Source organism: Aeromonas sp. HMWF016 (assembly GCF_963878195.1).
In the GTDB taxonomy this organism is placed as follows: domain Bacteria; phylum Pseudomonadota; class Gammaproteobacteria; order Enterobacterales; family Aeromonadaceae; genus Aeromonas; species Aeromonas lacus.
In genome coordinates this window covers 1-18,848 of the sequence record NZ_CAWNWX010000074.1, presented here as the reverse complement: position 1 = coordinate 18,848, position 18,848 = coordinate 1, and the positions used below count along the sequence as shown (strand labels likewise).

The 18,848-nt window shown below is 60.6% G+C and carries 18 protein-coding genes; 7 read left to right on the top strand and 11 right to left on the bottom strand.

Annotation, left to right across the window (positions count from 1 at the left end; genetic code table 11):
- Positions 1–78: 78 nt before the first annotated feature.
- Both AACS24_RS10575 and AACS24_RS10570 read right to left on the bottom strand, forming a co-directional pair.
- Positions 79–294, bottom strand: a complete 216-nt coding sequence (locus tag AACS24_RS10575) for a SlyX family protein (protein ID WP_033114612.1) — start codon at positions 292–294, stop codon at positions 79–81.
- Between the two features lie 14 nt (positions 295–308).
- Positions 309–1,277, bottom strand: coding sequence for a WD40 repeat domain-containing protein (locus AACS24_RS10570; protein ID WP_108570636.1), 969 nt, complete (start codon positions 1,275–1,277; stop codon positions 309–311).
- A gap of 118 nt (positions 1,278–1,395) precedes the next feature.
- Here AACS24_RS10570 and fkpA point away from each other — a divergent pair, with 118 nt between their 5' ends.
- Together fkpA and AACS24_RS10560 are read left to right on the top strand one after the other, a co-directional pair.
- Complete coding sequence (fkpA, locus tag AACS24_RS10565) at positions 1,396–2,190, top strand: FKBP-type peptidyl-prolyl cis-trans isomerase (RefSeq protein WP_033114614.1); 795 nt, start codon at positions 1,396–1,398, stop codon at positions 2,188–2,190.
- Positions 2,191–2,341: 151 nt separating this feature from the next.
- A complete protein-coding gene (locus tag AACS24_RS10560; protein WP_108570635.1) occupies positions 2,342–3,748 on the top strand; it encodes a sigma-54-dependent transcriptional regulator in 1,407 nt (468 codons plus the stop codon).
- Positions 3,749–3,804: 56 nt separating this feature from the next.
- Here the strand turns inward: AACS24_RS10560 and AACS24_RS10555 are convergent, their stop codons facing one another.
- The 3 genes from AACS24_RS10555 to AACS24_RS10545 all read right to left on the bottom strand — a co-directional run bounded on the left by AACS24_RS10555 (position 3,805) and on the right by AACS24_RS10545 (position 5,638).
- Positions 3,805–4,674 (bottom strand): tetratricopeptide repeat protein, encoded by an 870-nt coding sequence (locus AACS24_RS10555; RefSeq protein WP_108570634.1) that lies wholly within the window; start codon positions 4,672–4,674, stop codon positions 3,805–3,807.
- 113 nt (positions 4,675–4,787) lie between these two features.
- Positions 4,788–5,123, bottom strand: a complete 336-nt coding sequence (locus AACS24_RS10550) for a hypothetical protein (RefSeq protein ID WP_033114617.1) — start codon at positions 5,121–5,123, stop codon at positions 4,788–4,790.
- Between the two features lie 170 nt (positions 5,124–5,293).
- Positions 5,294–5,638 carry a DUF2956 domain-containing protein gene (locus tag AACS24_RS10545; RefSeq protein ID WP_108570633.1) on the bottom strand — a complete coding sequence of 115 codons (345 nt, stop codon included), beginning with the start codon at positions 5,636–5,638 and terminating at the stop codon, positions 5,294–5,296.
- 259 nt (positions 5,639–5,897) lie between these two features.
- Here AACS24_RS10545 and ushA point away from each other — a divergent pair, with 259 nt between their 5' ends.
- A complete protein-coding gene (gene ushA, locus AACS24_RS10540; RefSeq protein WP_108570632.1) occupies positions 5,898–7,625 on the top strand; it encodes a bifunctional UDP-sugar hydrolase/5'-nucleotidase UshA in 1,728 nt (575 codons plus the stop codon).
- Between the two features lie 471 nt (positions 7,626–8,096).
- Here the strand turns inward: ushA and AACS24_RS10535 are convergent, their stop codons facing one another.
- Complete coding sequence (locus tag AACS24_RS10535; RefSeq protein ID WP_041210542.1) at positions 8,097–8,957, bottom strand: Tim44 domain-containing protein; 861 nt, start codon at positions 8,955–8,957, stop codon at positions 8,097–8,099.
- A 363-nt stretch (positions 8,958–9,320) separates the two neighbouring features.
- Between AACS24_RS10535 and dnaB the strand changes: the two genes are divergently transcribed.
- The 4 genes from dnaB to AACS24_RS10515 all read left to right on the top strand — a co-directional run bounded on the left by dnaB (position 9,321) and on the right by AACS24_RS10515 (position 12,574).
- Positions 9,321–10,715 carry a replicative DNA helicase gene (gene dnaB, locus AACS24_RS10530; protein WP_033114622.1) on the top strand — a complete coding sequence of 465 codons (1,395 nt, stop codon included), beginning with the start codon at positions 9,321–9,323 and terminating at the stop codon, positions 10,713–10,715.
- Positions 10,716–10,767: 52 nt separating this feature from the next.
- On the top strand, positions 10,768–10,890 hold the full coding sequence (locus tag AACS24_RS10525; protein WP_258222899.1) for a hypothetical protein: 123 nt from the start codon (positions 10,768–10,770) through the stop codon (positions 10,888–10,890).
- A gap of 191 nt (positions 10,891–11,081) precedes the next feature.
- Positions 11,082–12,155 (top strand): alanine racemase, encoded by a 1,074-nt coding sequence (alr, locus tag AACS24_RS10520; protein ID WP_108570631.1) that lies wholly within the window; start codon positions 11,082–11,084, stop codon positions 12,153–12,155.
- Positions 12,155–12,574, top strand: a complete 420-nt coding sequence (locus AACS24_RS10515; RefSeq protein ID WP_108570630.1) for a secondary thiamine-phosphate synthase enzyme YjbQ — start codon at positions 12,155–12,157, stop codon at positions 12,572–12,574. Before alr ends, AACS24_RS10515 begins: the two co-directional genes overlap by 1 nt.
- A gap of 119 nt (positions 12,575–12,693) precedes the next feature.
- Here the strand turns inward: AACS24_RS10515 and pepE are convergent, their stop codons facing one another.
- From pepE to AACS24_RS10490, 5 genes are all read right to left on the bottom strand, one after another.
- Positions 12,694–13,419 carry a dipeptidase PepE gene (pepE, locus tag AACS24_RS10510; RefSeq protein ID WP_108570629.1) on the bottom strand — a complete coding sequence of 242 codons (726 nt, stop codon included), beginning with the start codon at positions 13,417–13,419 and terminating at the stop codon, positions 12,694–12,696.
- Between the two features lie 213 nt (positions 13,420–13,632).
- Positions 13,633–15,441 (bottom strand): carbon starvation CstA family protein, encoded by a 1,809-nt coding sequence (locus tag AACS24_RS10505; protein WP_041210547.1) that lies wholly within the window; start codon positions 15,439–15,441, stop codon positions 13,633–13,635.
- Positions 15,442–15,658: 217 nt separating this feature from the next.
- Positions 15,659–16,396: a two-component system response regulator BtsR gene (btsR, locus tag AACS24_RS10500; protein ID WP_108570628.1), complete on the bottom strand. Its 738-nt coding sequence runs from the start codon at positions 16,394–16,396 to the stop codon at positions 15,659–15,661.
- Positions 16,390–18,084, bottom strand: a complete 1,695-nt coding sequence (locus AACS24_RS10495; RefSeq protein WP_108570627.1) for a sensor histidine kinase — start codon at positions 18,082–18,084, stop codon at positions 16,390–16,392. Before AACS24_RS10495 ends, btsR begins: the two co-directional genes overlap by 7 nt.
- A 246-nt stretch (positions 18,085–18,330) precedes the next feature.
- Positions 18,331–18,848 (bottom strand): endonuclease/exonuclease/phosphatase family protein (locus AACS24_RS10490; RefSeq protein WP_146181413.1); only part of this gene is annotated, 518 nt, incomplete at its 5' end.

Genomic DNA, 18,848 nt, shown 5'->3' with positions numbered 1-18,848 from the left:
GGCCACGCCGATGATAAAAAACCCGCGATTTATCGCGGGTTTTTTATTGGGCAACATTTGCCGGACAGGCACCACCCATCAGTAGTGAGGGGGCGGGGTCTCTTCGGCCATGCTGGCGATCTGGCTCGGTTGCACGCTCTTGAGCTTGTCGATCAGCAGCTGGATCTGGTGCTTGAGCCGGTCGAGTTCGCGTCCCTGGGTGGTCACCTCGTCGTTGAGCAGCTCTATGGTGTACTCCGCATAGGCGAGACGGGTTTCCAGGGTTTCGATGCGTTCGTTTAAATGCTGACTCATGGGCCTGCGGGTCCTTACTTGATGGTCCAGATTTCGGCCAGGCCACTGGAGCTGGCGCTGACAAGGTGGCTATTGTCGCGCAAAGCCACGCCGTAGACCACTGCACTGGGCGGTTTTACCTTGGGATGGGGCGAAACCAGCCAGCTCTGCAACAGGGCGCCATCGCTCACCTGCCATAGCGAGAGCTGGCGGGAAGGGGCACCGGTGATGAGCCACTTGCCGTCGTTGGCGAAGCGGGCGCTGGTGTACACCTCGAACCTGTGCCCGAATTGCAGCTGGCTCACCTCTTTGCCGGTTTTCAGATCCCAGATGCTGCCCCGGCTGCTGTCCGCGGTGAAGGCGTAGCGACCGCTCGGCTCCAGCCGTGCCATCACTACCCGGCCGCCATGGTTGAAGCGCCAGACTACCTGACCGCTGCGGGTATCCCACAGATAGGCGCTGTAGTCGTTGCCACCGGTCAGGGCATAACGGCCGTTGGCGGAGAGATCCACCGTATTGATCTGCTCGGTGTGACCGAGAAACTGCAAGCGCCGTCCGGTTTGGGTGTCGACCCACTCCGCTTTGCCATCTTCACGTCCGATCAGCACATAGCGTCCATCTGCCGAGAGAGCAATGTCCCTCAGCCTGGATTCAGGAAGCGAGTAGTAGCCTTGCGATTGGCCGTTCTGGAGTTGCCAGATGGCAAAGGTGGTGGCTGTGGCGGTCACGGCGTGACTATCCCCTTGCGCAAAACGGACGATGGAGACTAGGTCATCGGGGGAGTCGGATTGTTTCCAGCGCCAGCGCTGGCGGTTCTGCTCCAGATCCCAGACCACGACCCCCTGGCCGAGGCTGGAGACGATGGCCTGCTTGCTGTCACTGGCCAGATCGGCGGCGAGCAGACCGGAGCTGGCGAGGGAAAGTTGCCGGTCTGGTCGGGCACTCTGCTCGCAGCCGGTGAGCATGAGGCAGAGCCCTAGCAGATAAATGGCACTTTTTATCATTTTTGATGTCTCACGCTTTTGTTACCTGCAATCACGGCGTTAGTATAAGGCGCTTATCACGATAAACCTCTCATTTCACGATGGAACCGAGAGCGGTATTTGGAGTTTGGAGAAACTGATGAACAAATTTCTGAAGGTGTCCCTGTTGGCTGCGGCGGTTGCCGTAGGTCTGACTGCTTGCCAAAAAGACGAGAAGCCGGCTGCCAATAGCGCCGAGGTGAAGGCAGAGGCCAGCAAACCGGCAGCGTCTACCAAGGCGCAGAGCTTTGAAGAGCAATCCGGTTACGCCATCGGCCTCTCCATGGGTCGCTACATTGCCAACACCCTGGAGCGCCAGCAGGAGCTGGGTATCAAGCTGGACAACGCCGTCATCCTGAAAGGGGTCACCGATGGTCTGGGCAAAGAAGCCAAGATGACCGACGAAGAGATCCAGAAAGTACTGCAGCAGTACGACGCCAAGATCAACGAGCTGACCAAGGCCAAAGCCGAGAAAGATGCCGTTGAGAATCTGAAGAAAGGCGAAGAGTTCCTGGCCGCCAACGCCAAGAAAGAGGGCGTGAAGAGCACTGAATCCGGCCTGCAGTATCAGGTCGAGAAGATGGGCACTGGCGCCAAGCCGAAGGCGACCGACATCGTCAAGGTTCACTACACCGGTACTCTGACCGATGGCACCAAGTTCGACAGCTCCGTTGACCGTGGTGAGCCGGCGACCTTCCCGCTCAACCAGGTTATCCCGGGCTGGACCGAAGGCGTACAGCTGATGCCGGTTGGCTCCAAGTTCAAGTTCTTCCTGCCGTCCAAGCTGGCCTACGGCGAGCACGGTGCTGGCTCCATCCCGGCTAACGCCGTGCTGGTGTTTGACGTCGAGCTGCTGGCTATCGAGAAGCCGGCTGCAGAAGACGCCAAGAAGTAATTCCTTTGTATCGATGAAAACGGCTCCTTAAGGAGCCGTTTTTACTTGCGCATCCTCTCGTTTCGCGGGATAAACTGAGAGCATTGCGCATGTGGATATCAGCGGTAGCGCTAAAAATAAAGAACAAAATCAATTAACAAGGATCAATCCTGTGGCTGAGAACGCACCCCGTGTCCTGTTGGTGGAAGATACCCGGAGTCTGGCTGTAGTTTATGAGCAGTACCTGCGCCAGGATGGCTATGAGGTGGTGCTGGCCGATTGCGGACAGCAGGCGCTGGAGGTGTTGCTGACGAGCCCCCCTCCGGTGGTGCTGCTTGATCTGGAGTTGCCCGACATGTCGGGCATGGAGATCCTGCAACAGATCACCGAACAGCAGCTCCCCTGCGCCGTGGTAGTGATCACCGCCCATGGCTCGGTGGATGTGGCGGTGGAGGCGATGCGTCTCGGTGCCTTCGATTTTCTGACCAAGCCGTTTGACAGCAAGCGGCTCTGCGCCACAGCCCGCAATGCCTTGAAACACCAGCAGTTGAGCTCACTGGTTGCCCACTATCGCGAGAACTTCGAGCGGCAATCCTTCTTCGGTTTTATCGGTGCCTCCATGGCGATGCAGGCGGTTTATCGCATCATCGAGAGCGCGGCGCCGAGCAAGGCGACCGTCTTTATCACCGGCGAGAGCGGTACCGGCAAGGAGGTGTGCGCCGAGGCGATCCACCAGTGCAGCCCGCGCCGCGAGCAGCCCTTTATCGCCCTCAACTGCGCCGCCATTCCCCACGATCTGATGGAGAGCGAGATCTTCGGCCATGTGAAGGGCTCCTTTACCGGAGCCCAAGGCGATCGCAAAGGGGCAGCCAGTCTGGCGGATGGTGGCACCCTGTTTCTCGACGAGATCTGCGAGATGGATCTCGACCTGCAGAGCAAGCTGCTGCGCTTTATCCAGACCGGCACTCTGCAGCGGGTCGGCAGTGGCAAACTGGAGACCGTGGATGTGCGCTTTATTTGTGCAACCAACCGGGATCCGCTGCTGGAGGTGAAGGCAGGCCGTTTTCGCGAGGATCTCTACTACCGGCTTCACGTCATCCCCCTCTATCTGCCGCCGCTCAGGGAGCGGGGCGAGGATATTCTGCTGCTGGCCCGCAGCCTGCTGCAGAACTATGCGAAGGAGGAGAACAAGCGCTTTCGCGACTTCGATGCCGCCGCGGCGCGGGTGCTGCTCGACTACCCCTGGCCCGGCAACGTGCGCGAGTTGCAAAACGTGGTGCGCAATATCGTCGTGCTTAATGACAAGGAGCTGGTCAGCCCGGATATCCTGCCGCCTCCCCTCAATGGCTTGCGGGCTCTGGCTGTCACAGCGGCAGCTGCCCAGCAACCTGCTGCAACAGCCGCCACTCCCTTGGCTGGCGGGCCGATCCGGCCGCTCTGGCTGGTAGAAAAAGAGGTGATAGAGCAGGCCATCGCCAGCTGTGATGGCAATATTCCCAAGGCGGCGGCGTTGCTGGAGATCAGCCCCTCCACCATCTATCGCAAGAAGCAGGGTTGGGAAGAGGCCAATCTGGCCTGAACCAGCTTACCAAAAGAGAAGGGCGGCCAGAGTGCCGCCCTTGTCTTTTGAGTCGTTCAGAGTTTGGCGAGGCGTTTGAGCCGGGCCAGCCGCTCAGCCTCATGGCTCTTGCTCCAGCTATCGCGCGAGAGCAGAAACCAGGCGCGGGCAAAGTATTCGGCCGCCGCCGGATCATCCAGCGCCAGCGCATTCTCCCCCAGCTCCTCGAACAGATCGCCATCTTCCGCAGCGCCAGCTTCGCTCATATCGGCCTTGAGCTGGGTCAGTTCGGCCATCGCCTGTTGATGCAGACCCATGGCCCGGCTCAGGCGGGCCAGACTCCAGCGGGCGATAAAAGCCTTGCCCTGCTCCTGATGCGCTTCATGCCAGCTCAGGCACTTCTGTTGCAGCGCTTTCGCCTCGTCAAATCGCCCCAGCTCGAACAGGGTCCAGCCCAGATTGTGGTAAATGGCGGGTAGCCAGCTGCGCACCCGCTCATCCGGGCTGCGCTCGGCCAGCTCCATCCCCAGCTGATGCCAGCGGCTCTGCTCTGGCGGCGGCACCGTCATGGCCACCATCTGGGCCGCGTCGATGGCGAGATAGAGCTCCTTGCTCTTGAGCCCTTGCTGCCAGGCCTGCTCAAACTGCGCTTTGGCCTGACTCTGATCGCCAGCGGCATGGAACTGGCGACCACGCTCGATATGCAACCTGACTCGGGCTCTGGGGGTTGCCCCGGTGAGTCGGTTCTCTACGTCATCAAGGGTCTGTCTGGCTTGTTCTGGCTGGTGTTGCAGGGCGTGGGTGCGGGCAATCTGGGTCAGCAGCTCCAGCTCGAGCTGCAAATCGTGGTCGGCGCGCGCTGCGGGCAGCAGGGCATCGAAGCGCTGGGCAGTGGCGACGGGATCCTGATAGTCCCATAGCGCCATGAAATCGGGCGGATTCTCCATCTGGCCTCCTGGCTGGCGATCCTTGCACCAAGATGCCTGCAGGTTATTGATTGCACAAGGGGCGCTCGTTACAGAGCGCCCCTTGAGTCATGTCAACGTCACTAGCCAGCCGGTCAGTAGACCATGGCCAGGCTCATCAGCATCAGGCCGAGGGCGGCAAAGGCCCCCTCCTTGATGGCCAGACGTGGCACCAGTGCCTTGGGTAGACCCGGAAACAGGCTCAGGGCAAAGCCAAGGCCCGGCATCAGCCAGTGGAAGGCGGGATTGCGCAGGGCGGGATCGGCGGCGCCATTGATGATGATCAGCAGAATAAAGAGGGTAAAGGCGGGCAGAATAAACCAACGCACTGTGCCGACGGCAACGGCCCGCAGCGGTGAGATGCGATAGAGCAGCATAGTCACCAGAAAGAGCACAAAGGGGGCCAGCAGGTAGAGCGGAGCGGGGTTCATAACGAATTTCCTGAAAACAGATGACCAGACAGTCTGGGTTGGCAATAGCTGGGTTAGCAACAGCTTGGGCTGGGGCAAACAGAGGCGGGATTTAATCAGCCATCAATTAGCTTGGCCAGCCTGATGGCCCTGCTCTGTGAAGCGGATCCCGGACAAAGGTTTGCGGCCTCTTAGTGCAGCCACAACCAGACGGCGACAAAGCCGAGCCAGCTGGCGGCCAGCAGGGCCCATGGCAGCGGATGGTGGCGAGTGACCTCGATGACCTCAAGGGCTTCATCCTGTTCGCCGTCTTGCTGCGCTTGCTGGCTCTGTTTCGCTTTGGTCTGCAGCTTCTTCTGGCGACTGGCTTCGCGAGCCCGCGCCTTCATCTGCTTTTTATACTCGTCGATCCCTTTCTGGATCCCCTGAGCGATAAGCTGGGTCTGCTCCTTGGTCTGCCCCGGCTTCTGGTTGGCACGGGCAATTTTCATCGCCTCCTGCTGGGTCTCGGGGGAAATCTTGTCGTACTTGGCCATCAACACACTCCTCGGGCATGGGGGAGGGAGTATGCCACAAAACCGCGTTTCGTGGGGCTTGGCCCGGCATGGCCGCAAATGAGTAACACCTCAATAAAAGCATTTAAAAATCAGTAGCAAAGGGTAAGTTTGGCCATCGATCACAATTAACAACATTTGTGAGTCGCTGATGAAAATTTCCTCTTCGTTGTTTGTTATATTTGGGCCCGACCTGCTGGATGGGGTCGCTAAATAACAAAACAATCAAGGTGATATGGAAATGAATAATAACGTTATCAAAGGCGGCGTGGCCCTGGCCGTGCTGGCGGCACTGACGGGTTGCAATATCTCCAAAAACGACAGCGTTGCACCCTGCACCGAAAATGTCTGCAAACTGACCATTCTGCACACCAACGATACCCACGGCCGTTTCTGGAACAACGCGGAAAACGAATATGGCATGGCCGCCCAGAAGACGCTGGTCGAGCGGCTGCGTAGCGAGGCCAAGGCGGCTGGCAGCACTGTGCTGGTGCTCTCTGGCGGTGACGTGAATACCGGGGTACCCGAGTCGGATCTGCAGGATGCCGAACCTGATTTCATGGCGATGAACAGCATCCGCTACGACGCCATGGCGGTGGGCAACCACGAATTCGACAACCCCCTCAGCGTGATCGAGAAGCAGCGCAAGTGGGCCAGGTTCCCCATGCTCTCCGCCAACATCTATGACAAGGCGAGCGGCAAGCACTACTTCGACCCCTACAAGGTGTTCAAGCTGGAGAACGGTCTCAAGGTCGCCGTGCTGGGCCTGACCACCGAGGATACCGCCCAGCTGGTGGATCCCGACAACGTGAAAACCCTGGAGTTTCGCGATCCGACCACGGAAGCGGCCAAGCTGGGCAAGCAGATCCGTGCCAAGAAGGAGGCCAATCTGGTCTTCGCCATCACCCACATGGGCCACTATGCCGATGGCCAGCACGGCAGCAACGCGCCGGGCGATGTGGAGATGGCTCGCAAGCTGCCAGCCGGTACCCTGGATGCCATTATCGGCGGTCACTCCCAGAATCCGGTCTGCATGGAGCCGGGCAGTGCGAACAAGTACGCCAACTTCAAGCCGGGTGATTCCTGCCTGCCGGATCAGCAGAACGGCACCTGGATCATGCAAGCCCATGAGTGGGGCAAATATGTGGGTCGTGCCCAGTTTGACTACCAGAATGGCAAGCTGACCCTGACCAGCTATGAGCTGATCCCGGTCAACCTCATCAAGCGCAATGCCAAAGGCGAGGCGATCGATGCCAACGGTGTCGTGACCAAAGACCCGGCCAAGATGCAGTTCGTACAGGACGAGATCGTGAAGGATCCCGAGCTCTACAACACCCTGCTCACCTATCAGGAGAAGGGTCAGCAAGAGCTGAATGTCGTCATTGGCTCGGCAGATGGCTTGCTGGTAGGGGATCGCAACTCGGTGCGTAACAAGCAGACCAACCTTGGCCGCCTGATCACGACGGCGACCACCGGCAAGCTGGGCGTTGACTTTGGTATCGTCAACTCCGGCGGTGTGCGTGACAGCATCCCGGCTGGCGATATAACCTATCGCAGCGTGCTGCTGGTGCACCCCTTTGGCAACACGGTCAACAAGGCGGTGATGAAGGGGAGCGAGCTGGCGACCTATCTGGGTCAGGTTGCAACCAAAACCCGCAACACCGGTGGTTATGCCCAGTTTGGCGGCATCAATATGGCGGTGGATTGCCAGGCCAAGAGCGTGAATATCACCAGCATCGGTGGCAAGGCGTTTGACCCGGCAGCTACTTACAGCTTCGCTATCCCGAGCTTCAGTGCCTCCGGTGGCGATGGCTATCCGAAGATCGATACCATCAACGCCGGCCTGGTCGATGCTGCAGTGCTGAAGGAGTATATCGAGGTCAATAAGACCATCAACGTTGCTGGCTATCAGCCTGCCAACGAGGTGAGCTATCTGAACACCACTACTCCAACTGAAGGGTGCAACTAAGCATCCTTGCACAGCCATCACAGGAGCCGTATTTGGCGGCTCCATTCAAAAAAATCCCCGGGATTTGCCCGGGGATTTTTTTATCTTGTGACGATGACTGGAGCCGCTTGTGCTGTTGCTGCCCGGCGCTTGGCATCCCGGCGATAAGCCGCTCTTTCCCTTTATCCTGCCGTCCATACTCGTCGCTTTCCGCTCTGCGACCTCTTGGCTGGATCGGCCATATCCCCTTGAGGGGCCGCTGGCAGCGCTAAAGGCACAAGGAGATGCGCATCCTGCCACTATAAATTTAATTTATAGGTTTTGCTGAAATGGCCTCATTTTGACTTATGCCAAGCCGGTTTCAGGAGAGGGACCTTGCCATAGCCGTTTACCTGCCCTGACAAGCCTTCCTCCGACTTGGGCGGCCAGACCGTGAGGCAAAAAAAGAGGCAGCCGGATGGCTGCCTCTGCGGTTTTTTATGAGCGCTGCGATTAGAGCTGCTCGATACCAACGATATGCCAGGGGGCATTGTTCTTGGCCAGATCGCGCTCGAGGTGCCACACCTCCTTGATGTCCTCCTCGACCTGCTCCTGACGGTCCATGTAGCGGCCGCTGAAGCGCACGCTCACCTGGGCCCAGTCGCTGCCGTAGTCGGCGCGCACCAGCTGGGTATCCACATACATCACTTCGGTATGCTGGTCGCCAGTCAGTTCGGCTCGCTCGGCTTTGAGCTGCTCGAACAGCTCCGGGCTGACGTACTCGCGCACTTTTTCCAGATCGTTCTTGTTCCACGCCTCTTGCAGGGTGCGGTAGTGGTCGCGGGCACCGGCCAGGAAGCCGTTCATGTCAAAGCCCGGCGGCAGGCGGAACGGCACATCGCTGTCGGCAAAGCCGGTCGCTTGCGGGGCGCTGTGGCTCTGCTCAAACTGCTGCGGGGCCGCGCTCTGGGGCGGCTGATAGCCGGCATAGGCCGTTTGTTGCGGTTGTGGCGCTCCCATCTTGCCCCGACGCATGGCCCGGAACAGGAAGACGGCACCCAGTGCCAGCAGGGCGATCAGCAGGAAGTCCATCCCTTGCAGACCTTCAAAGGCGCCGCTGCCCAGCAGGTAGGCAAACAGGCCACCGGCCAGCAGACCGCCCAGCAGACCACCCATCATGCCGCTCTTCTTCGGCGGGGTCTGGGCACCCAGGGTCGGGTTCTTGTTGTCGACCGGTTTGGCCGCAGGCTGTGCCGGCGCTGTCTTGTAACTTTTGCCGAAGGATTTGCCGCCACCAAACTTCTTGGCCTCGGCGTGCGGTGCCCCCAGGCCGATGGCCAGGATCATGGCAAACAGGGTCAGCATCTTTTTCATTTTGACTCTTTCACTCTCGTCTGTAGTTGGGGCATGCTCTGCTTAGGCAAGCTCAGCAAGGCGCATGGCAGGCTGCCTGTCCCTAAATGTGTCGCAGCTTGTGCCGATAAGTACCATGACAGGCATGAATTATTCATGAACGAATTACCACCTCGCGTGGGTCTCGATGTCAGGAGTGTGCAGCATGAAAAGCAGACGATTGAGCCGTAAAGAGCGCAAGATGCGCAGCAAAACCAGAAGCAGCAAGAACGAACAAACCCTGGTCTGGCCCTTTATGATGATATGAGCCGCCAGATAGGGCTCGCCGTAGTTGGCTTTCTTTTGTAAAATTCCCGTCCCCTTCCCGCTGCGGTTTTTATGTGTATGGCAGAGCAAGTGACGGCGAAAAAAGACGCCAAGACACAACAGCTGAAAGTTCCCCCCCACTCTTTTGAGGCCGAACAGTCCGTACTGGGCGGCCTGATGCTGGATAACGACGCCTGGGATCGGGTCGCCGAGCGGGTGATCGACAAGGATTTCTACAGCCGTCCGCACCGGTTGATCTTCCAGGCCATGACCCGCCTCTCCAACGCGGGCAACCCCATCGACCTTATCACCCTGCAGGAGGAGCTGGAGCGCTCCGAACAGCTGGAAGAGGCAGGTGGCTTCGCCTATCTGGTTGAGATCGCCAAGAACACCCCGAGTGCCGCCAACATCAACGCTTACGCCGAAATCGTGCGCGAGCGGGCGGTGGTGCGGGAGATGATCTCGGTCGCCAACGAGATCGTCGAAGCGGGCTACGAGCCACAGGGCCGTACCTCCGGCGATCTGCTCGACCTGGCCGAGAGCAAGGTATTCAAGATTGCCGAGCAGCGCACCAGCGCCAACGAGGGGCCCCAGCCGCTCAAGCTGATCCTCGAGCAGACCGTCGACAAGATTGAAGAGCTGTTCAAGACCCCCCACAACGGGGTGACCGGCGTCTCCAGCGGTTACAACGATCTGGACAAGATGACCGCCGGCCTGCAGCGCTCGGATCTGGTCATCGTCGCCGCCCGTCCCTCCATGGGCAAGACCACCTTTGCCATGAACCTCTGTGAGCACGCGGCCCTCACTGCCGACAAGCCGGTGCTGATCTTCTCGCTGGAGATGCCCTCCGAGCAGATCATCATGCGTATGCTCGCCTCGGTCGGTCGCATCGACCAGACCAAGGTGCGTACCGGTCAGCTCGACGACGAGGATTGGGCCCGCCTCTCCTCCACCATGGGATTGCTGTTGGAGAAGGGCAAGATGTATATCGATGACGCCTCCGGCCTCACCCCGACCGATGTGCGCTCCCGTGCCCGCCGGGTGGCGCGCGAGCATGGCGGCCTCTCGATGATCATGGTGGACTACCTGCAACTGATGCGGGTGCCGGCGCTCTCTGACAACCGTACCCTGGAGATCGGTGAAATCTCCCGCTCCCTCAAGGCGCTGGCGAAAGAGCTGCAGTGCCCGGTAGTGGCACTCTCCCAGCTGAACCGAAGCCTGGAACAGCGTGCCGACAAGCGTCCGGTCAACTCGGATCTTCGTGAATCGGGCTCCATCGAGCAGGATGCGGATTTGATCATGTTTATCTATCGTGATGAGGTTTATCACGATGACAGCCCGGACAAGGGGATTGCCGAGATCATCATCGGCAAGCAGCGTAACGGCCCCATTGGCCGGGTGCGCCTCACCTTCCAGGGTCAGTTCTCGCGGTTCGACAACTATGCTGGCCCGGCGTTTGATGATGATTATTGATAAGTAATGGATAAGGCCGTCCGGATAGTGATTGCCGAGAGTGCCCTGAAAGATGTCAGATGTCTCCGACAAGCAGCGTAACGGTGCCAATGTCGGCCGGGTGCGCCTCACCTTCCAGGGGCAGTTCTCCCAGTTCGACAACTATGCCGGTCCTGCATTTGATGATGATTATTGATGTAAACCCAGGGTGATGGGGGATTAGCCATCACCACGACTGCCCTGATCGATAGCCAGTCATTGGCTGCCGCTCAGGGCCTGTTTTCCCGGTTCGACAATTATGCCGGTCCGGCCTTCGACGACGATAAGTGAGTGGCGGTCTTCGGCCCGATGAGGGGGAGACCATTTGTGCCCTCGTAAGGGAAAACCATGAAAGCGGCTACTGCCCAAATCAACACTGCGGCCTTGCGCCACAACCTCGCCGTGGTCAAGCGCCACGCTCCCGCTTGCAAGATCATCGCTGTGGTCAAGGCCAACGCCTATGGTCACGGACTGCTGCCGGTCGCCCGCACCCTGGTGGATGCGGATGCCTACGCGGTGGCCCGTATCGAAGAGGCGCTGATGCTGCGCTCCTGCGCCGTGGTCAAGCCCATCGTGCTGCTGGAGGGCTTCTTCTCCGCCGACGATCTGCCGGTGCTGGCGGCCAACAACCTGCAGACGGCGGTTCACACCTGGGAGCAGCTCGAAGCGCTGGAGCAGGCCGAGCTGCCTGCCCCCGTGGTGGCATGGCTCAAGCTCGACACCGGCATGCACCGCCTCGGGGTACGTGCCGACGAGATGCCCGCCTTTATCGAACGACTCGGCAAGTGCAAGAACGTGGTGCAGCCGTTCAACATCATGACTCACTTCAGCCGCTCCGATGAGCTGGAGCAGCCCACCACCCGCGAGCAGATCGACTTGTTCAGCAAGTTGACCGAGCCGCTTCTGGGCGAGCGGGCCATGGCCAACTCGGCGGGCATTCTGGCCTGGCCGGACTCCCACTGCGACTGGGTGCGCCCCGGCGTTATCCTCTATGGCGTCTCTCCGTTCCCCAATACGGTGGCGGCCGATTATGACCTGCAGCCGGTGATGACCTTGAAGACCCAGCTGATTGCGGTACGGGATCACAAGGCGGGCGAGCCGGTGGGCTACGGTGCCAACTGGGTGGCGGATCGCGATACCCGGCTCGGGGTGATTGCTATCGGCTACGGTGACGGCTATCCGCGCATGGCGCCCAACGGCACTTCCGTGCTGATCAACGGTCGCATCGTGCCGCTGGTGGGGCGTGTCTCCATGGATATGAGCACCGTCGATCTGGGGCCGGGCGCCACCGACAAGGCGGGTGACGAGGCGGTGCTGTGGGGCGAGGGGTTGCCGGTGGAGCGGGTGGCCGACGAGATTGGTACCATTCCCTACGAGCTCATCACCAAGCTCACCTCCCGCGTCTTTATGGAGTACGTCTGATGTGGCAGCAGTGCCTGCTGACTCTGAAGCCCCGTTCGCGGGGCTTTCATCTGGTGACGGACGAGCTGGTGGCCAAACTGCCGATGCTGGCGGATTACCGGGTCGGCATGGTGCATCTGCTGCTGCAACACACCTCCGCCTCACTCACTCTCAACGAGAACTGCGACCCCAGCGTGCGCAGCGATATGGAGGCTCATCTGCACCGGCTGGCGCCGGAAGATGCCCCCTACTATCGCCACACCTATGAGGGGGCGGATGATATGCCCGCCCACATCAAATCCTCCCTGCTCGGGGTGAGCCTGCTGCTGCCAGTTCGCGATGGTCAGTTGGCGCTCGGCACCTGGCAGGGGATCTGGCTTGGCGAGCATCGCGTCGATGGCGGCGCCCGCAAGGTGCTGGTAACCCTGCAGGGGGAGTAGTCAGGTCGGTGCTGAGTAAAAAGACCAAGATAAAAAGAGGGATGGCGCCGAGCCATCCCTCTTTTGTTTTTACGGTTTGGTGAGCTACCCGCTTGCCAGTGGCACGGGCTCTGCGTGGCTCAGCCGACCTTGAAGGGGGTCAGCTCGGCCAGCGGGGCTGCGTCCATAAAGGCTTGCGGCTCCTGGCCGTGTTTGAAGATCTTGAAGTCCTGATCGCGGGCGCTCCAGTACTCGAGACGCTCACCACTTACCTGCAGCAGACTTGCTTCGCGCAGGGCCACTACATATTCGCTCGGGTTGATGGCGCAGAACTCGGCCAGACGTTCGTCGCGGGTTTCGCCCATGTGGCCGCTGATGCTGGCGTCCAGATAGTGCGGGTTGATCTGCAGCGGGAACAGGCCCAGCGCAGGCAGCACGGCGGCGTTGCAGACCGGCATATCGTTGGTGGTGCGGATGCTCGGGGTTGCCACGTTGCAACCGGCGCTCCAGCCCACATAGGGGACGCCCCGCTCGCGCACGGCACGCTGGATTGGCACGATCAGGCCGTTTTCGTGCAGCATCTGGTTGAGGCGCCAGGTGTTGCCGCCGCTGATAAAGATGGCGTCGGCCTGATTGATGGCATCGACCGGATCATCGAAGTGGTGGATGCTGATGGCATCGACTCCCAGACTCTCCTGCAGCTCGTTGGCGCGGGCATCCCAGTCACTGCGGATCACCGCGTAGGGGATGAGCAGAATGCGCTTGACCTGTTTGCGCGCGAGCAGGCTTTGAACCCGATCCCGGGCCCAGCCGAGCAGACCCGGAAATTCGTTGGCTTTACCGTTGCTAAGCAGAAGCAGTTCCATCAAATCGTTCCTCAAAAAGTGAAAGCGGAGGAGAGGCCACCCCGGTTTGCCGTCGGACAGCAGGGCGACAGGAGCGGCCATACTACCACTTTCGGATAGACGGTTCTGTGATCGGGGGGCTCATTAATGAGTCATCCCTCAATGAGTCCGCATAAAAATCACCACATAAACAGAGGCCCCGCTTGTGCGGGGCCTTGTTCATGGTGGTGATGATCAGGAGGCGGTTGCCTCGACCACCTTGTAGGAGGGCTGTTGGCGTAGCTTCCACAGCTCGCTCCATTTGCGCAGGGCAGAGAGAAGGATCAGCATTCCCAGCACCAGCATGATGAGGGAGATGATGCCATTCATCGGGTTGTAACCCTTGGCCGCGGCGTTGAAGTAGACGTTGCTCATCATCCAGTAGGCGGCGTAGTTGACGGTGACGAACAGGTAGGCCAGCGGGATCAGGCAGGTCAGCATGTAACGGCGCTTGCTGGCCAGTCGCAAGATGATGGTGGCACCGATGATGAGGCCCACCGAGGCCATCAGCTGGTTCGATACCCCGAACAGCGCCCATACCGAGCCGATATCACCGGACATCAGCAGGTAACCCCACATCACACAGGCGAGCACGCTGGCGCCGATGGCACCCGGCATCCAGTCGATGCGCTTGAGGGGTGGGTAGAACTCGCCGAAGAAGTCCTGAATGAGATAGCGGGAGACCCGGGTGCCGGAGTCGACAGCCGTCAGGATAAAGACAGCTTCGAACATCACTACGAACTGGAAGAAGTAGGAGGCGAGGTTACTGAACCAGGGCACCTTGGTGAAGATGTAGGACATGCCCACCGCCAGGGTGACGGCGCCGCCGGTGCGACCGTTCAGGTCCATGCCGATCTCCTGGGAGAGGAAGGGCAGATCCACCACCTGCATCCCCAGTTTGGCGAAAGCTTCCGGGGTGGCGTTGATGGCGAAGTAGTCAGCCGGGTGCAGGGCCGTGGCGGCGATCAGCGCCATCACGCCCACCACGCATTCGGCCAGCATGGCACCGAAGGCGACCGGCAGGATGTCGTTCCACTTGTCCACCAGTTTCGGGGTGGTACCTGAGCCGATAAAGGCGTGGAAGCCTGAGATGGCGCCACAGGCGATGGTGATGGAGATGAAGGGCCATACCGGGCCGCCCAGTACCGGGCCGCCGCCGTGGACAAACTGGGTCATGGCGGGGAACTGGATCTCCGGGTTGATGCAGATAACGCCGATGACCAGGGCGCCGAATACACCGATCTTCATAAAGCTGGAGATGTAGCCGCGCGGGGTGAGCAGCAGCCAGACCGGCAGCGCGGTGGCGAAGAAGGCGTAGATAGGCAGCGCCAGACTGATGGTCTCGGCACGCAGGGTCAGCCAGGCACCGAAGGCGCTCTCCTGCACATAGGGGCCGAAGAAGACGCAGGCCAGCACGGCGATGAAGCCCACCCAAGAGGCGGCTTGCAGGTTGCCGGTCAGCTTGTGCCAAATTCCCACCACCATGGAGATGGGGATGGTCATGAACACCGCGAACACGCCCCAGGCGTTACGCTCCAGCGCGTGTACCACCACCATGGAGAGACCCGCCATGGTGATGGTGATGATGAACAGCATGGCGAGCCCGGTACACCAGCCAGCGATGGGGCCGAGCTCGGCCTTCGCCACCTCGGAGAGGGACTTGCCCTGATGTTTCATGGAGGCGAACAGCACCACGGTATCGTGCACCGCGCCGCCGATGACGCAGCCGATCAGCAGCCAGAGAAAGCTCGGCAGGTAGCCGTACTGGGCCGCCAGTACCGGGCCGACCAGCGGGCCGGCGGCGGCGATGGCGGCAAAGTGTTGACCGAAGTTGACCCACTTGTTGGTCGGCACGTAGTTCTTGCCATCTTCCAGCTGGTGGGAGGGGGTGACCAGTTTGTCGTCAGCCTGCAGCACCTTGCGCACAAAGAACACGCCGTAGAGGCGATATGCGATGGCGAGGATGCAGAGTGCCGCAATGACAAAAGTGATTGCGTGTTGCATGGGGGAGTTTCCTTTTCCTGTGGCCAGTCTGGCCGGGCTCAGGCTGCACTCTACCCATGCGGTGGGGAAAGGGGAGCGAAGAAAAGGTCAGTGGCCGGGTTCTGCCCGCGAGTGGCAGAAAAGCGGCCCCGAGTGGTTTGGCGGGTTTGCCGACGGGCGTGGTAAGCGGGTGAGTGGCCGCTGGCAGAGCAGGTGCGGGGTGATGCGTCCCGCCCCATCAGGGGATATCGAGCAGCTCCTTGAGAGGTTTGAGGTAGCGGCGACTCACCGGCACTTTGTGGCCGCCCTGAGTCACCACCTCCGCCAGCCCGCCGTCCAGCAGCAGGATTTCGCGGATCTGGCCCGGGTTGAGCAGGTACTGGCGGTGACACCGTACGAAGCCGGTCTTCTCTTCCAGAGTGCGCAGGGTCAGCTCGGTGGTGCCATGCTGCTGGCCGCTGATCACCCGGTTGCCGGTGAGATCGCTGTGGATGAACTCCACCTCACCAAGGGGCAGCAGCAGAATACGGTTGTGACCGGTGCAGGGAATGCTGCGCAGGGGCTGGGCGATGCGGGTCGGGTCCGGCAGCGGTTGGCCTGCCAGCTCACCTTTTGGAGAGAGCAGCCGGTGGATGCGCTCCAGCGCCCGGTTCATCCGCTCTGCCGTGACCGGTTTGAGCAGGTAGTCGAGGGCGTTCTCTTCGAACGCACGTAGGGCAAACTCGTCGTAGGCGGTGATGAAGACGATGTGGGGGCGCAAGTCCGGGTCCAGCATGCTCACCAGCTCCAGCCCGTTGATGCGCGGCATCTGGATGTCGAGAAACAGCAGGTCGGGTTTCAGGCGATGGATGGTGGGCAGCGCCTCCATGGCGTGGGCGCACTCTCCCAGCAGGCGGATATTGCCCGCCTGCTCCAGCAGCAGGCGCAGCTCCTCGCGGGCGAGAGGTTCATCGTCAACGATCAGGGCGGTCAGCATGGGCTCTCCTGCAGGGGAAGGGTGATCCTCACCCGGGTTGATTGATGGGGGACGCAGTCGATGGCGACCCCGTACTCGGCGCCGTAACGGGCCTTGATGCGCCGATCCACTATGTTCATGCCAAGGCCGCGCCCCTCCTGTTTCGTCTGATAGAGCCCGGCGTTGTCGCACACCTCCAGCACCACTTGCTGTGCCTCAACCCGGGCGGTCAGGGTCAGCAGGCCGGGTTCGAACATCTGGGAGATGCCGTGCTTGACCGCGTTCTCGACGATGGGCTGCAGGGAGAAGGTGGGCAGCCGGTACTCCAGCAGCGACTCGGGAATGTGGATCTGCACGCTCAGGTGTTCGGCGAAACGGGCCTGTTCGATGTGCAGATAGGCGTTCACATGCTCCAGCTCGTCGCCCAGGGTCACCTCGTCCCCTTGGCGCTTGAGATTCTTGCGAAAGAAGGTGGAGAGGTTGTGCACCAGAGTGCGGGCACTTTCGGGATCGCGCCGGATCACCGCTGACAGGGTGTTGAGGGCGTTGAACAGGAAGTGCGGGTTGATCTGCGCCTGCAACAGCTTGATCTCCGACTGGGCCAGCAGCCGCTTCTGCTCGTTATATTTGCCCGCCAGGATCTGGCCGGAGAGCAGCCGGGCGATCCCCTCTCCCAGCGTGCGGTTGATGGAGGAGAAGAACTTGCGCTTGGGCTCGTAGAGCTTGATGGTGCCCACCACGGAGCCCTCTTCCCCCCGCAGCGGAATGACCAGCGAGGAGCCGAGCCTGCAGCCCGGGTGGATGGTGCAGCTGTAGGGGATGAGGTTGCCGTCGGCATAGACCACCTCGTTGTGCTGGATCGCCTTGAAGGTGTGCTGAGAGTTGATGGCGGTGCCCGGCAGGTGGTGATCCTCACCGATGCCGATAAAGGCGAGCAGCTTCTCCCGATCGGTGATGGCCACCGCGCCCACCCCGGTCTCCTCGTAGAGGATGCGCGCCATCTGCTGGCACGCCTGCTGGGTGAACCCCTTGTCCAGCACCCGCATCGCCCGCTCGGCGATCTTGAGGGCGCGGGCAGAGAAGGCGACCGAGTACTTCTCCAGCATGGCGCGGTGATCGAGGATCATCCGCATGAACATGGCAGCCCCCAGGGTATTGGCCACCAGCATGGGGGCGATGATGTTCTCGATAAGGTGGATGGCGTCATCGAGAGGGCGGGCCACCAGCAATATGATCCCCATCTGCATCAGCTCGGCGACCAGCGCCACCGACCCCACCACCCAGGGGCTGAACAGCAGATCGAGCCGGTGACGGGCGACGAAGTGGCGGTGCACCAGTCCGCCGAGCAGCCCTTCGGCGATGGTGGAGAAGGTGCAGGCCAGCGCGGTAAAGCCCCCCAGCGAGTAGCGATGGATGCCGCCGGTGAGCCCCACCAGCAGTCCCACTACCGGGCCGCCGACTATACCCCCCAGCACGGCGCCGATGGCGCGGGTATTGGCGATGGAATCCTCGACCCTCAGGCCAAAGTAGGTACCCATCACGCAGAAGCCGGAGAAGATGAGATAGCAGAGGATCTTGTGGGGCCAGCTCAGGGTCACCTGAGTGAGCGGCATGAACAGCGGCGTCTTGGAGAGCAGCCAGGCGATTACCAGATAGACGCAGAGCTGCTGGAACAGCGAGATCACCAGAGTGAATTGTTCAAACGCCACGGCTCGTTGCCCCGGTAATGGTTGGTCATTTAATGGACGCGGAGTATTAGCAAACCCCATACCCCCTTGCAAGGCAGGGTTATCGGAATGGTGGCGTAGCGCACGATTTGCAGCATCCTCTGCCGCAGTGGCGGGCGCTAACTGTCAGGTTACTCAGCATGGAGCCTGAGCCAGTGGCAGACATGGCGATATTTCGGTCACAAAAAGGGGGCCAGAAGGCCCCCGAATTGGCAGTCAGTGGGTGGCTCAATCGAGTTTGAGATCGACCCAGACCATGCGGTGATCCGAACTGACTCCCTTGGCGATGCCGAGTTTCGCATCATAGACCAGGTGGTAACCCGCCTCGAAGCTGGCCGGCCAGTAGACACCGCTCTTCACCGCGTTGAGGTTGGCGGAGGGGATGACGTGATCCAGCTGCAGTACGCTGGTGTTGGTGATCCGCTCCGGGTTGGGACGATTCAGATTGCGTTTGCAGCCGGTCCCCTTGCTGACACACTCCGGGCCCCCTTCGCTGACCGGGATCAGGGTGCCATTGGCGATGGCCTGATTCATCAGCGGGTTGTTTAGCAGATCCTGAATGGCTCTCAGATCGCCATCGCCGGTGAGTGGGTCTGCATTGAGATCCCCTGCGATGACGAACTTGGCGTTTTTGGCCAGTCCACCCTTGGTACCCTTGTCATCGGTCATGTAGTTGAGACCCTTGACGTAGTCGTTCCAGAAGGCGATCTCGGCGCGGTTGTGCTTGACGGTGTGACGCGCAGCGT